The 14,216-nt window shown below is 35.2% G+C and carries 17 protein-coding genes; 6 read left to right on the forward strand and 11 right to left on the reverse strand.

What is annotated here, in order from left to right:
* The 4 genes from AO058_RS17875 to AO058_RS17895 all read left to right on the forward strand — a co-directional run bounded on the left by AO058_RS17875 (position 1) and on the right by AO058_RS17895 (position 4,903).
* A complete protein-coding gene (locus AO058_RS17875) occupies positions 1-2,016 on the forward strand; it encodes an AAA family ATPase (RefSeq protein WP_075327775.1) in 2,016 nt (671 codons plus the stop codon).
* Positions 2,016-2,591 carry a hypothetical protein gene (locus tag AO058_RS17880; protein WP_075327776.1) on the forward strand — a complete coding sequence of 192 codons (576 nt, stop codon included), beginning with the start codon at positions 2,016-2,018 and terminating at the stop codon, positions 2,589-2,591. Before AO058_RS17875 ends, AO058_RS17880 begins: the two co-directional genes overlap by 1 nt.
* 289 nt (positions 2,592-2,880) lie before the next feature.
* Positions 2,881-3,720, forward strand: coding sequence for an IS21 family transposase (gene istA / locus AO058_RS17885; RefSeq protein WP_232228869.1), 840 nt, complete (start codon positions 2,881-2,883; stop codon positions 3,718-3,720).
* Positions 3,721-3,770: 50 nt separating this feature from the next.
* Positions 3,771-4,903, forward strand: a protein-coding gene (locus AO058_RS17895) for an IS3 family transposase (protein ID WP_156858163.1) whose coding sequence is annotated in 2 segments (ribosomal slippage) — positions 3,771-4,032 and positions 4,032-4,903 — 1,134 coding nt in all. Because the reading frame shifts where the segments join, the coding sequence is not laid out codon by codon here.
* A gap of 7 nt (positions 4,904-4,910) precedes the next feature.
* On the opposite strand, the gene AO058_RS17900 is transcribed toward AO058_RS17895, so the two are convergent.
* Positions 4,911-5,135 (reverse strand): transposase, encoded by a 225-nt coding sequence (locus AO058_RS17900; RefSeq protein WP_075327778.1) that lies wholly within the window; start codon positions 5,133-5,135, stop codon positions 4,911-4,913.
* A gap of 30 nt (positions 5,136-5,165) precedes the next feature.
* Positions 5,166-5,474 carry a hypothetical protein gene (locus AO058_RS17905; protein WP_075327779.1) on the reverse strand — a complete coding sequence of 103 codons (309 nt, stop codon included), beginning with the start codon at positions 5,472-5,474 and terminating at the stop codon, positions 5,166-5,168.
* Between the two features lie 167 nt (positions 5,475-5,641).
* Here AO058_RS17905 and AO058_RS17910 point away from each other — a divergent pair, with 167 nt between their 5' ends.
* On the forward strand, positions 5,642-5,980 hold the full coding sequence (locus AO058_RS17910; RefSeq protein ID WP_075327780.1) for a hypothetical protein: 339 nt from the start codon (positions 5,642-5,644) through the stop codon (positions 5,978-5,980).
* Entirely contained in the window at positions 5,977-6,528 is a 552-nt protein-coding gene (locus AO058_RS17915; protein WP_156858164.1) for a hypothetical protein, read from the forward strand. Before AO058_RS17910 ends, AO058_RS17915 begins: the two co-directional genes overlap by 4 nt.
* A gap of 247 nt (positions 6,529-6,775) precedes the next feature.
* Here AO058_RS17915 and AO058_RS17920 read toward each other — a convergent pair whose 3' ends face one another.
* From AO058_RS17920 to AO058_RS17960, 9 genes are all read right to left on the reverse strand, one after another.
* Positions 6,776-7,138, reverse strand: coding sequence for a DUF4878 domain-containing protein (locus AO058_RS17920; RefSeq protein WP_075327782.1), 363 nt, complete (start codon positions 7,136-7,138; stop codon positions 6,776-6,778).
* A gap of 7 nt (positions 7,139-7,145) precedes the next feature.
* A complete protein-coding gene (locus tag AO058_RS17925) occupies positions 7,146-8,006 on the reverse strand; it encodes a DUF4138 domain-containing protein (RefSeq protein WP_075327783.1) in 861 nt (286 codons plus the stop codon).
* Positions 8,007-8,020: 14 nt separating this feature from the next.
* A complete protein-coding gene (gene traM / locus AO058_RS17930; protein WP_075327784.1) occupies positions 8,021-8,953 on the reverse strand; it encodes a conjugative transposon protein TraM in 933 nt (310 codons plus the stop codon).
* Entirely contained in the window at positions 8,943-9,557 is a 615-nt protein-coding gene (locus AO058_RS17935) for a conjugal transfer protein TraK (protein WP_075327785.1), read from the reverse strand. Before AO058_RS17935 ends, traM begins: the two co-directional genes overlap by 11 nt.
* Positions 9,558-9,622: 65 nt before the next feature.
* Positions 9,623-10,465, reverse strand: coding sequence for a hypothetical protein (locus AO058_RS17940; protein ID WP_075327786.1), 843 nt, complete (start codon positions 10,463-10,465; stop codon positions 9,623-9,625).
* Between the two features lie 2 nt (positions 10,466-10,467).
* A complete protein-coding gene (locus tag AO058_RS17945; RefSeq protein ID WP_075328030.1) occupies positions 10,468-11,049 on the reverse strand; it encodes a conjugal transfer protein in 582 nt (193 codons plus the stop codon).
* A gap of 4 nt (positions 11,050-11,053) precedes the next feature.
* Positions 11,054-13,456, reverse strand: a complete 2,403-nt coding sequence (locus tag AO058_RS17950) for a TraG family conjugative transposon ATPase (RefSeq protein WP_075327787.1) — start codon at positions 13,454-13,456, stop codon at positions 11,054-11,056.
* Entirely contained in the window at positions 13,443-13,727 is a 285-nt protein-coding gene (locus tag AO058_RS17955) for a hypothetical protein (RefSeq protein ID WP_075327788.1), read from the reverse strand. The genes AO058_RS17950 and AO058_RS17955 overlap by 14 nt, the downstream gene beginning before the upstream one ends.
* Complete coding sequence (locus AO058_RS17960) at positions 13,727-14,014, reverse strand: hypothetical protein (protein WP_075327789.1); 288 nt, start codon at positions 14,012-14,014, stop codon at positions 13,727-13,729. Before AO058_RS17960 ends, AO058_RS17955 begins: the two co-directional genes overlap by 1 nt.
* Positions 14,015-14,216: the final 202 nt, after the last annotated feature.

Below are 14,216 nucleotides of genomic sequence, written 5' to 3' on the forward strand. Positions count from 1 at the left end.
TTGGCACAGCAAAAAATAGATAAAATAGCAGTTCAAAACTTTAAATTCTTTGCTAAAGAGAAAGTTATATTTGTTTTAGGTAAACATTTATTGTTGTATGGTGAGAACGGAAGTGGGAAGTCTTCAATTTATTGGGCATTATATACGCTTTTAGAAGCTGCTAATAAGGAAGATAAGAAGCAAATAAAGAAATACTTTGATTTTAAACACGATGAAAGATTACTTAATATTAATTTAAAGCAGGATGATGACAATACACCTGAATCTTTCGTCAAAGTTGATATTATGAATAGTAACGATCTTTATGAAGTTTCTAAATCTAAAACCGACATAAATAAAAATACTCTTGCTAAAGAGAGTAATCTATCGTCAGATTTTATAAACTATAGACATTTGTTAAGTCTATATAACTTTGCTCATAGTGACGAAATAAACTTGTTTGGTTTTTTTAGATATGCGATTTTACCTTATGATAAGTTTAGCCCTTTAAGTATTCATAAAGGAGGTAAATCTATTAACAGTCAAAGTGCAAGTGAAATAATTAATTATATTATATCTGGCCCACCTAAAATAGAAGAAGATGAAGGTATACCTGTATATCCAACAAAGAGTTCCAATAAACCTTATCACGAGAGTTTTGAAAAAATTGTAAAGCAAAGTGTTGGTCAATTAGAGGATTTAATTACATATCTTAATACAGAAGGCAATCCTATTTTACAAAATGATTTAGAATATAATATTACTTTCAACCTATCAGTTGAGTATTCAAAAGATTATAAAATTTCTAAAAATTCTTATGATAGTCCAGAGATTAAAATTTTACTCACCTTACCTGATTATGAAGGTAAAACTAACCAAGTAAAAAAACCTCATTCGTTTTTAAATGAAGCTAAATTAACCGCTGTTGCTTTAGCTATAAGATTAGCCGTACTAAAGCGTACTCTATCAAAAGATAGTACTGATAGTTTAAAACTACTTGTATTAGATGATTTATTGATTTCTTTGGATATGAGTAATCGTGAAAGAATATTGAAACTAATATTGAATAAATATGTTAATCAGTATCAGGTTTTTATATTAACACACGACCGTTCTTTGTTTTATGATACATTACAGCATATAAAGCAACATTACACAGAATTAGCGTTATCAAATGGTATAACATCAGAAAAAGATATTGAAGTATTTATAAATGAAAATTGGACTATTAAGGAAATGTATCAAGCGTTACATTCTAATGGTTATCCCATACCTTTTATTACGGAACATAAATCGCATATTCAAAAAGCCTATTATTATTTTAAAGAACATATTGATTTTAAAGCCTGCGCAAATAATTTGAGGTCTGCTCTTGAATCATTTTTTAGAGATGATTTTTTTCCTTACACCTACTTAAAAGATATAGATGGTAATCCATTAAAACCAAAAGACTTAACATTAGGTAAATTGTTGGAAAAAGCAAAATCATTCTATGACCAAATAGGTTTTGATAAAAAGCCATTAGTTAAACTCGAAAGGTTTGTTTTACGTTCTTTAAACCCTCAATCACACTATAACCCTAAATCTAATTTCTATAGAAAAGAATTAGAAGATGTATTCCATATTTATCAAGATTTAATAAATATTGTAAATACACCATTAATATTAACTAACACTAATTTAGTTTTTGATGTTAAAACTACTGATTCAAATAAATATACATACACTATAAAACTATTAGACCATATTAGAATATATAAAGATTTAAACCATACACGTTGTGATATTCAAGATAACGATAAGAGAGGATATGGCTTAATTTCTATTGATGATAATAAAGGAAAAGTAATTAAACCAAAAGGGGATTTAACCAATTTAACTTTATCTGAGTTATATAAATTTACAACCGATAAAGTTAAAAATCAACAGAATAAACAAGCTATAATTGAAACAGACTCTCGAGAAATATTTAGAACTGAAAATGGAAAAAGTATTCAAATTATCATAGATGAGTTTATAACTAATTATAATAATTAATGAACCTACCTACTTTAAATAATCAATTTGAAAATTCGCTAAAATTATTTATTGATAAGTGGTCAAAATTATATTCATTCTCAAATAAAGCTATTTATAGTAAATCAATAGTCAAAGAAATATTTACAAAAACAGACATTCAAAATTTATACAATTGGAAGAATGGTATGAAATTAAGTGTCCTCAAGCAGAAATCATTAGATACTAAAATCATAACAAAACTTCCTATAATTAATGCTTATAAAAAAAGTGACACTATAGAATTAGAAGCCTTTAAAATAGAGTTTAAAAAAGTACCAGCAGTTTGGAAAATATTTTTATTACATATTATAAAACCAAGCAAATATCCTATCTACGACCAACATATTCACCGAGCATTTTTATATATTCATAATGGAGCTTGGAGTAACGTAAGGAACACAATGAGTAATAAGGCTAAAGAGGAATTTTATTTTGAAAAATATTTACCATTTATAGAGTCGCAAAACATTAAAGATATAAAGCAATTAGACGAAGCCTTTTTTGCTTTTGGTCAGTTTTTAAATTCTCAGTTCTATTCTGTTCTTTCGGAATGAAGTACCCCCATTTATCAGGACAGCTTAGCTGCTAAATTAAGTTCTATTTTTCATTTATCATGCAGCTTTTCTTTCTTGTTTTAAATATCGGTTATAAGGTATTTCATCTTCTATTCCCTGGTGTCTGGATATTTCGGATCGATTTGTGCCAGTGATTTCGGTCGGTTAGTGCCAGTGATTTCGGTTCAAATTGTGCCACTTTTGGTTTTAAGTTAAGCCTATATCGGTTCGATTTGTGCCACTTTGAAAGATCAAGTAAATAATACCTTGTCGCTTAAAAACAAGCGATATGGCCAATACACTTGATCCAATGGACTTAAAACAAATTATTTCCTTACATCTCGATGGATTTAGCAACCGTAAAATAGGTGCCACCCTTGGGATCTCCCGCAATACGGTAAACACTTATATGCGGCTGTTCAAGGCCAGCGGTTCTTCCCTTAAGGAATTATTGGCCCTTGATAATGCTGGCTTAGAAAAGCTTTTTCCTTCCCACACTACTATTGACAACCCTCGCTATGAGGAACTGATGTTATACTTTGAGGGGGTCAATAAAGCCCGGAATCATCCAGGATTTACCTTTTTATACCATTATCAGGAATATGTAGCGCAGGCTAAAGATCCTTATGGTTATACCCAGTTTATGGAACACTACCGGCGCAAATATGCCAAGGTTAAAGGTTCGATGAAAATTGAACACGATCCTGGAAATGAAGTCTTCATTGATTATGCCGGCAAAAAGCTCCAAATTATTGATAAGGAAACCGGGGAACTGGTCCCGGTAGAAGTATTTGTAGCCATCCTTCCTAATAGCCAGTATACTTACGTGGAAGCCTGTAAAAGCCAGAAACGTGAGGACCTGATTACCTGTTGCTGCAATGCCCTGCGCTATTATGGAGGCGTTCCCAAAGCCATTGTCTCCGACAACCTAAAATCAGCAGTTACCCGTGCCAGCAGGTATGAGGCCGATATCAATCGGAGCTTTAAAGACTTCGCACGGCATTACAACTGTGTGATCAATCCTGCCCGGGGCTATGCCCCGCAGGACAAAGCTTTGGTGGAGAATGCCGTAAACCTTGTCTACCAGCGGATCTATTACCCCTTGCGTGAGATTGTAAGCTACCCTTAAAAACGAACTGTTTAAAAGTATAATATATTTTATAACTTTAAACAGTAATTATGAAGAAGAGTAGATATTCACCACAGCAAATCGCAAAGATTTTAAAGGAGTTTGATAACGGAAAAACGGCCGCAGAGATCAGCCGTGAATATGGTATTAGTACAGCTGCATTCTATAAGTGGCGGGAACGTTATGGCGGGATGAACGGCAAAGAGCTGAAGCGCCTGAAGGACCTTGAGGAGGAGAACCGAAGGCTGAAGCAGATGTATGCCAATCTATCCCTGGATCATCAAATGGCCAAAGAAATCATCGAAAAAAAGCTTTAAAGCCCTGCCGTAAAAGAACCATAGCCAAAGAACTTACGCGTTACGGTATTAGCAGGGCGTGCCGTGTTTTAAATATGAGCAAAAGCGTTTTTTATTACAGGCCAATTCCAAAGGACGATACTGCTATCGAAGCGGCCTTACAACAAAAAGCTAAAGAACATAGCGAAGAAGGCTTCTGGATGGCTTACGATCGATTAAGGAGTGAAGGCAAGCCCTGGAACCATAAACGGGTGTACCGGGTCTATAAAAAGCTTGGCTTAAGTTTGCGACGAAAAGTAAAAAAGCGGTTGCCTGCGAGGGTTAAAGAACCCCTGGAGGCTCCCATAGCTCCTAATCGCAGCTGGAGTATTGATTTTGTGACCGATGTCCTAGAAAATAAAAGACGCTTCCGTGGCTTAACCGTAATTGATGATTACAACCGAGAAGCATTGCATATAGAAATTGATTTTTCACTGCCTAGCAAACGTGTCGTCTGGGTATTGAACCATTTGATTAATCGCAGGGGAAAACCCAAAAAAATAAGAATGGATAATGGTCCTGAATTTGTTGCTAAGATCGCTTCAGAATGGAGCCAGATGCAAGAAATCGACTTTCAGTATATTCAACCTGGGAAACCAACCCAGAATGCTTTTATAGAGAGATTCAATGGAACATATCGAAGAGGCGTTCTCAATAAGTACCTCTTTGAAGATCTAAATCAGGTAAGGGAACAAACCGAGACGTGGATGGAAGATTACAACAATGTAAGACCACATAATGCACTGGGAAAAATGGCCCCCGTAGCATACGCAAAAACTCATTCTCCTGTCGGTACCGACAGGAGAATGAAAAATGATATTTTTGGACAATCAAGCAGTTCTAATTAGGGGAAGCTTACATAAGAAGCTGATCTTTTTTCTCTTCTTCTTCCGATTTCTTTGACTTACTACCTTTGGAAAAAACCGTATCGGCATCTTTTAAAAAATCCCGTTTCCAGGTATTGATCTGCTGCGGGGTGATTTCAAACTTCTGTGCCAGTTCCTTGATCGTTTGCCGCTCTTTCAGAGCCTCCAAAACTACTTTTGTCTTAAACTTTGAGGTAAATTTTCTTCGTGTCATAATACAGTAAAATTAAAGTTATTTTTGAACTTAACTTACTGTCCTAATTTTTGGGGGATGATCAGTAAACTTAAGGTACCGATGATCCATATAAGGAAACATTATTTCATAAAGCTTTAGAATCTGTTTCCTTACCTTGTCATATCTAATCCCAGTATGTTCAGCAACATCCTTGACCAAAGGATAAGGTTTATCTTCTTTTTCATTTAAAAAGTTACCCTCAGTGATAAAATCAATTATTGGTTTAAATTCTTGATAGTCCTTAGCAACTTTTGGTAAGTGGACATCTACAAACAATAAATCTAAAAGAGCCTGCTTGGTTGAGATTCTGTCCATCATATTTTAGCATTATTTTATATCGTAATTGTAGTTTCTATAATCATACATCAAATTTTATGACAAAAAACACCTTATTTCCCTACTTGATGTTGCATGCTAAATTATTTATTTTAACAACACCATTTTGGTTATAACAAATTAATTAACAATTATTTAAATTTATTAGAATGAAAAATTTAACGGAATTTGAAGGCATCAAATTTATTCGATCCGATACATCAGACCATATTGAATTAAATGATTTCTCAATTCTACTGGAATCTTCAATTGATCTAGCTGAAAAAATAAATTTATCATTTAATGCTGACAAAAATAGTTTACTATCATCATCCTTAAATGCTAGTTTACTAACTGCGAATACGCTAATAAATTCTAATTTTGCAAAGTGCACTATTGAACATCCACCAGAAGATATTGAATATAAGAATGATTCATTAGGTAATATTGTTCTACGATGTTTTCACTCCCCTAGCCACGAATGGGATTTAAATGGAAATCTAAAATGAAGATTCTTACAGGAATTCCAGCTCTTTTCGGAGTAGCTTCAGGAATTTTACTATACATCAACTGGGATAAAAATCTTATTTTTTATCTTTTAATCCCTGTTTTTTTTGCGACATTATGTCTCTTGATCGGCAAATCTATTTTCTTAATAAATCCACTATTTTCTATGCTTTTGATTGAGTTTTGGATATTATTACCAATCTGTGTTGTAGCTATAACCACTGCTCTTATTTTTTGGATTACAATTTTTTTACCTGATTTCTTGGATTTATCGGAAAATAGTTCAGATATGATTATTGGAGCATTTATAGGGGCAATTACAACTTTTTTAAGTACTGCATTTATGAAGAATATTTCTGACGGCGAAGGTTTCTTTTTTCCGACTTACCATTTAAAAAAGGCATTTAATAAAGTAAAGCTTACAGGAGATAATGTAGAAATCGAAGCTACCTACGCATTTAGAACTAGGAACGGAATTGTAGGTTGGGATATAATATCACGCTGGAAACGCTCAAAAATTATTTATAAGTATTTAAAATCTAATAAATAAAACTAGAGTTAGTGCTTGATCAAAACTGTAGATAACGTAAAATAATATTCCTATTTTATCTTAAATTTTCAGAATATTTATTCTAGTTTCGGATTATAAATAGAAATGACTCACTAAAAAATATGCCCCTACTTATGCCCCTTAAATTAAAAAAGGCCGTAAACAAAGGTGTTTACGGGGTTTTCAGCGGAGGAAGAGGGATTCGAACTTTATTTATAAACAGATATCTTTGTTTTAAACTCATATATTAAAACGGCGCATTCTCTCCCATTCCAATTTCCGTTACTTTCCAGGTTCCATTTTCCTTTATCAGTTTAAATGTTTCCGGATTTTCATCATAATTCGTTTGGAACTTTACCCAGGCAATATTCCCTTCCTCCGTTTCCTGTACAACTTTAAAATTAGAATTTTCAGTCTCTGAAGCTGTGAACATGTCCTGGATATTCATAAAGGCCTGAAAGCTTTCTTCTGTGGTATATTCTTTCAAGGTTGGAAGATCCTTTTCATAAAAACTTTCCACCACTATTTTAGCGGTTTCTTTAGGGGATTTCTCTTCAGCTGCACAAGCTATAAAGATGAGTAAAACTACCATTAACAAGATCCTTTTCATAGATTTATCAATTAGGGTTATTTATAAATCGCTTTTTAATTTTAAGTTTTATATCGCGTTCACCTTGCTGCTCCTTTAGGTCTATTACCACAATCTTATCTTCCGCAATAGAGAATTTGGGCAGCACATAAACAAATCGACTGGTCTTTTTCTGAGGAATTATCTCCGGTACCAGATGTTTATATACTGGATAAACAGCCAGTTTCTGAATTGATTTCTTCCTTCCCTGTTTTCTTGTTTCCACAGAAACATTCAAAAAAGCAGGTTCGTAATCTATGGGAGAATTATTATTAATTTCCAGTACAAAATACAATTTCGAATTATGGAACACTATATTTTGAACTTTTAACTCCACTCCATCTTTCCGCTTTCTTAACCTGCCAATACTTTGTTCGCTTCTTAATAAATGTGAACTAAAATCCTGATAATAGGTTTCTTTATCTGCTAATTCTTTTTCAGCTTTAGCCTCTGAAAACAATGACTGATCCTCTATGAGTTTTTCAGAAAGCTCTGGAATCTCATTTCCGATTTTACCGTTTTCTGCTATAAAATAATTTAGCTTTTCCAGCTCTTCGGAGTACTTTACAATATACGAAAAAATTGAACCGGTTGTGCTGATAACCAGCAAATTACTCATCTCCCCCGCAATGCCTTGAAGCAATCCCAGGTGTTGTTCTTTTTCCCTGTTATAGGTGAATACAAAATCCTCTGAACCTGTTATCCCCTGCCTAATCGGCTCTGGGAAAATCAGGGCAACATTCATTCTATCGTTGACATAGATAGTATCTAAATCTATGGTGTTTTCCTGTGCCATTCCCTTTACGAAAGCGGCCATTACGAATACGGAAATCCAAAATTGCTTTTTCATAATTTCTATTGTTTTTAGTTTCTTTTTAAAATGAGTTTATAATTATTGGTGACCTGCACCTTAATATTCCTGTTGTTTCGCTGAAATAATTGCTTAAGCCCTCCTACCTGTGGCACTCCTGCAACATTTATATCCTGGATAATATCACCTATCACTTCTTTACTGGCATCGGCACGAATATTATTTTCAACATAAATCCCTTCACTACCATCCTGAAGATCATAAGCTTTTAACTTAACGGGATAATGCGCTATGTTTTCAATTTCGATCAAAGCCCTGTTCGGCTGAAAACTGATGAATCCATAAACAGGGGTATTTGCAGGGAACTGGATATTATTGATCCTAACGCTATCTATCAATCTCAACTTTAACCGGAAACCTGCCTGAACAACCTGGTCTCCATCTACTTCTACCAAAATATCAGAAGTTGAATTATTAGCGATTGGTTTCTTAATTTCAATTTCTGGAGCAGTTGCATAAAATAATTGATGCGCTAGCCCCATTTCCTGTGGTTTTGGAGAAGCTTGCGACGGATCTGGTATCTCCTGAATATCCGCTTCAAATTGCGTTTCCCATTCTTCCTGATCATATTCATTTTCAAAGCCATAATCTTCATAGTTATTAGTGTTGTGTTCATAAATGCTATCTAAGATTCTTCCCTTTTCCCGTTGCGGAAAATCAGGATCATAATACCCCATAGAATCCAGGTATTTTTCATCATAAATGCTTGGGGTTGTAGTTTCCCTTACCTCCTTTAAAGCATTTACCGCATCAAGCTTAGATTTAAAATCTTTCTGCTCTTGCTGAAGTTCAGGCACCAGGGTGTTTTTTAGTTCAGAAGGTTCTTCACTGTTACCGCCAAAGATCAGCACACTATAAGCCGCTATAAATATTACAATGGTGGCCAGCACAGCGCCAAAGACAATTTTTTTCTTATCAATTTTCATCGTTCAGTTTTTTTAAGGTGTTTTCAAAATAATTGGTGATCAATAACCCGTGGGTATTGTTTGGAAAGTTTCGGTCTACGTTGATTAAGTTTCCCGAAGAAATAAGTTCATACCGGTCTACTATTTTCCCTCGGTTAATTTCAAAGACCGTCCTGGTCTTAAAAGTGTATGGTTCCATTTCAATATTTACTTCTGGCTCAATACTTATTACTTTCTGTACGAGAGAATACTGGAGCAACCTGTTATAAACTCCATCGGCTTTCTTTTGCCGATAAACATTGTCTACAGAACTGTTACCAAGCCAGAGTGCTTTTTCGAGATTACGCTCATAATTAGTAGCATCGATATTGTAGAAATAGGTATGAAAGAGATCCAGATGGGAAAGAGCTTCCACCTCCAGGTTTTCTTTTTGAGTTACCCACTTTAGCGGAATTACACTTCCGTCTGTATTTATCGCAAAAGCATTATTCAAAGCAGAACGATGAATATCAAAAACCATCCATCCAAAATATAGGCTGGATATTACTGCCCCACATACTGCGGTGAGGACTATAAATCGGTTTATTTTTAAAACCGAGTAAATACTTCTATATGGTGTCTTCATTTTTTTAATTTTTGGTTTGAACTAATTCAAATTATCTCTTGGGGTAACCGATGATTACCTCTTCTCTATCCAGTAAAAAGTCTTATTGTAAAAGAGGTAGCCCGGGTGTAGAGCTTAAACTTCAGAAATACGATAAATGCGATAGATCCTGCCTCGACTATAATTCGTATAATATTATTGTCAGTAGATGTACCCAGTAGATTTGACCAAAAGTTGGTATTGATCTCTGCGTATAAATTGTTGACGAATACATTCACCAGAAAGAAAGCCGGCACCAGCATATAAATTGCAGCATATAACCTAAAGAAGTTATAGGCCATCCCCCTGAACTTTTCAAAAACAGCAAGGCTAATCACCAGGGGAAAGAAAGCCTGCATAATCCCTAAAAGGAAAAATCGTTCTGCAAGGAATAGCGGGTAGATAAACAAATCTATTACCCATAAAAACAAGCCTATCACAAAGGAAATTACTTTTACGGGATAGAGTGGTGTCACCAGGGCCTCATAGAGCAAAGCCATTGCTTTTTTAGCTACTTCAAGCGCACCAACTTCCTGTTCAATATCAATATCCTGAAGTTGAAGCGGAATAAGCGCCGGGGCGGTATCTGCATACTCAGTTTCAATACTTACCAGGATTCCATCGAAAACACTTAAGATTTGGGTGGAGAAAATAACGAGAAGTACAATAGCAAAATTCTTTGCCAGCTCTCCGGGGCTCAAGCCCCAGGTATATCCATCATTATCCGCAATCCCTTCATTGTATTTTTTCAGAATATTTACCAGAAAGAACATTACTGCTAGTGACTTCATTCCTGCAATTGTATATTGGGAAAAGTCACTGCTTTTGATCGTTTGGAAAACTGCGTCTACATATTCCAAACCTATTCCTAAAAATATGCCCCCTGTCATTTCTAGTAATTTATAGTTCTGTTATTGATCTTATCCTGCATCTCCCTAAAGGAAATGATGTCGTTATAGCGTTTCGTTTTTAGCGTGATCTCTGCAACCATTTCTTTAGACTGCAGTTCTCTTTCCCTAAGTACCTGTGCCCTCTCTGCATCACTCATTTTGAAATAGTCACTGGTAAGGATCTTATCGATAAAGTCAAGATTCTCTAGGGAGTTTTCCATTATGGCATTAAACGAATCCGAAATTCGAGCGATTTCCTCAGGCTTTATATAGGGGGAGTTCAAAATGTTCCTAAGGTCATCCCGCACTGTTTCAAAAAGGATCTGGTTATTTCGGGTTAGTTCCCGTACCGCTTTCAGCTGCCTCACCACATTATTTACCTTTTCGATATTCTCTTTTTGTGTTTTGAGAAATTCTACTGTTTTAAGTAGTTGCGTGGTCTGCTTTGCCGACTCAATTAAGGATTTGGCGAGGCTGATAAAATTGGTATTGTCATACACCGGCATCCCCTGGCTCAAAGCTGGAGTTTGCACAGTTAAAAATAATAAGACCATCAGCATTAGTGTTGTAATCTGCTTTTTCATGATTTTATGTTTTAGAGGAGAATTCCTGAATTGCTTTTTCCATATTTCCATGCTTTTCATAGAGCTGCATAATGAGATCGTTCTCTGTTCCGTCTGTGAGATATGCCGCGTACACTTCTTTGGGGACTTCCAGCCGAAAGACATTACTCTCTTTGCCAATCTTGATAAAGATCTCGGTATACTTTCTTTCCCCTATGAAGTTGTTTTTTATTGATTTTAGCTGGTTTAAATCGTGACTGGAGAGGTTTAATCTCTTTTGAAGCTCCTCGTAGCCTTTTTCATTTCGAAGGCTGTAGATCACTTGTGTGTTTTCCAGGATGCTTGCAGAAATTGAGTTATTGGGAAGTTGATTTATAGACTGAAGAATTATTCCAATAGCACCATTCTGTTTTCTTATGGCCTGGTAATAAAATTCCACGCTTTCCAGTACATTTTCAAATTTTAGTTGCTTGGCAAACTCATCAAATAAGATAATCCCCTTCTCAGCCCGGTTCTTCCAGATGGTTCTTTGGATGGCAGATTTGATAAGCTTCAGCATTACCGAAAGGATCTCCTTATTATCCTTCACTTCATCTAATTCAAAAACTATTAAGCGTTTGTCTTCAATCTTATAAGTCTGGTCTTCTCCAACTTCAAACAGAAAACTGTAGATTCCATCTTCCACATATTCAGACATAATGTGAAGGAAATTATTGATGTTGAAGTAATCTGGGTGAATCTTAAGGTCATCCAGGAGATCTACCCTATGCCGCTCGATATATTGATAGAAGCTTTGGAGTGAGTACTTCCCATTAAAATTTTCATAATAATCAAGGAGAATCTTTTTTATCGAAACAGATTGCGCTTTTGTAACCTTAAAATCTGAAGCAAATAATTCGAATAGAAACTCCGAAAGATCCTCAAGCCTATCAGCCGTGAGATCATCAGGACTGCTTATATAGAAAGGATTAATTCCTAGGCTCTTCCCGTTCTCATAGCGCAGGATGGTGTAATCATTAGGATAAAGCTTTGCAAACTTGGTATATGACCCTCCAAGATCAATGATTACCAGACGAACTCCACTTTCAAAGTATTGACGAAGTATATTGTTGGCCAGAAAAGATTTACCTTCTCCTGTAGGGGCGAAGATGGCAAAATTCCTGGCCTTTATTCTTTTCTTACTTTCATCCCACACATCTTTTAAAACCGGAATGTTATATTCCCTGTCATTAAAAATTATTCCTTTAGCATCTGATTTATAATTGCTGTTATTAATAAACAGGCACAAAGCGTGCTTTAGATCGGTAACATAAAGATCCTCATTAGAGAAATTTGAAGAAAAGCAGAAGTAGCTATTCAGAAAATAATTCTTGCGCTCCTCCCCTTTTGGATAATAAGGAATAATGTCCAGGAGTTTAAATTCAGTTTTTATCCTGGCATTAATCGAAGAAAGATTAGTTCGGTCTTTATCCCAATAAATCACATTTAAATACCCACGGATAATTCTGGACGTATCATCGTTATTTATTTGGTCCAGAATATGCTGGATTTTCTTAAGGACCACTTTATTCTGTGAACCAAAATTTGAACTCTTATTTAGTTCTTCAACCTTCGCATCAAGTAGTTTTCTCCATTTTTGGCGATCATCGAGATAAATGACCTGGTTTACAATATGGTTTTCCTTTAAATTAAGTCCGAGTCCATCAATAAAACCCTGGTGGAAAACGAAATCATCTGAAGTAAACTTATCGTTGGTTTTGCTACTTTGAACACTTTCTCCAAAGCACAACTCACTGTTTACCGCCAGCACGTCAAAATGATTGTCACCTATACTGATGTTATTTTTATCCAGTAAAATATTGGTATCAAATCCTTCCTGAAAACCATTAAAATATTTAGTGGAGAGACTATTAATTTCTTTCTCAGTAAGAGGAATAAGCTCGAGCTTTCGGCTATTGTTTAAAAAAGAAACCGCATCATTTACTGAATTCTGAAATCTCTTTAAGTTATCATCCAGGTCTCCAGGAACATTCCTGCTCACTTTTTTAAAGGGATTTACATATTTTGGATGATTGAAAGATTTGTTCTTTGTATGAATAAAGAAGAGATAACTACGATGTTCTAAATGTTCCCTGCCTTTGAAATAAGAATGGGTAGCTTTTTCCAAAAATGTATGGTTTGGTAATTTCTCTGCCGAATAGTTTCTTTTTAAATAAACATCCTGTTTATGAACTACTGTTCCTGTGGGTAGCGATTTTAAGGATTGAAACCAGGCACTATGAATTTCTTCAAAATCATTTTCTGATAAACTATAGATCTCCGGTAATACCGTCTCAAAAGCCAATACTACATTCCCATTGGCAGCAAAAACCATATTTCCACGTATATCGGCGATGGGTGGTGTAGAAGAAAGATTAATCTTGCTCATAATGAAAGTTGCTTAATCGTTTAGAAGAAATAGTTTCAGGAAAGACTTTTGAAACCTGGAAGACCTGCGGATTACTGGTTAGCCTTGTCAAGCCGATATACAGCGTACAATTGAAAATAAACACGCTAATTACCGCTCCGAGACTGAAAGAAAATATGATTACCAGCAGTGATCCTACCACGGCTGTCATCATAAGGGCAAAGAGCGAAACCGGCAATCCCCAGATCATCGCTCTTTTCCTAATGTTTCTATATACTTCGAAACTTTTCATTACACTACTATTCCAATCAGGTAGGTAAATATTCCTACAACCGCTCCTGCAATAAGCGTAAAGACCAGCACCCGGGTAATTCCTTTTTTGAGATCTGCATTTTCACCAAAGAAGTGACCAGCATTAAATAGGAATCCAACAAGAAAAATAACCCCGAGAATTATGGGGAAAATAGCTCGAATAGTATCGGCTATGTCTGCAACTGAATTTTCAATGCCGCCAATTTGTGCAAAGAGCGGATAAGAAACCAGTGTCAAAAGGACTGATGAGTAAATTGTTTTTTTCATAATGTTCGTTTTTGATCTGCCAATGCAGAATTGATTGATGATGACCACTTGATGTTTAATTTTTGAGAAATTTATTATGAAAGGGAAAGCCTGGAACAAACTGCCTAAACTTTAACGCGAGTTGACGGATAATGCGATAAGATTCTTAGAAAATGGAGGGATTCTTTGAATTTTGTTTAATGGGAAGGATGATCTGGTAAGC

It is taken from the genome of Salegentibacter sp. T436 (assembly GCF_001932675.1).
Lineage (GTDB): Bacteria > Bacteroidota > Bacteroidia > Flavobacteriales > Flavobacteriaceae > Salegentibacter > Salegentibacter agarivorans.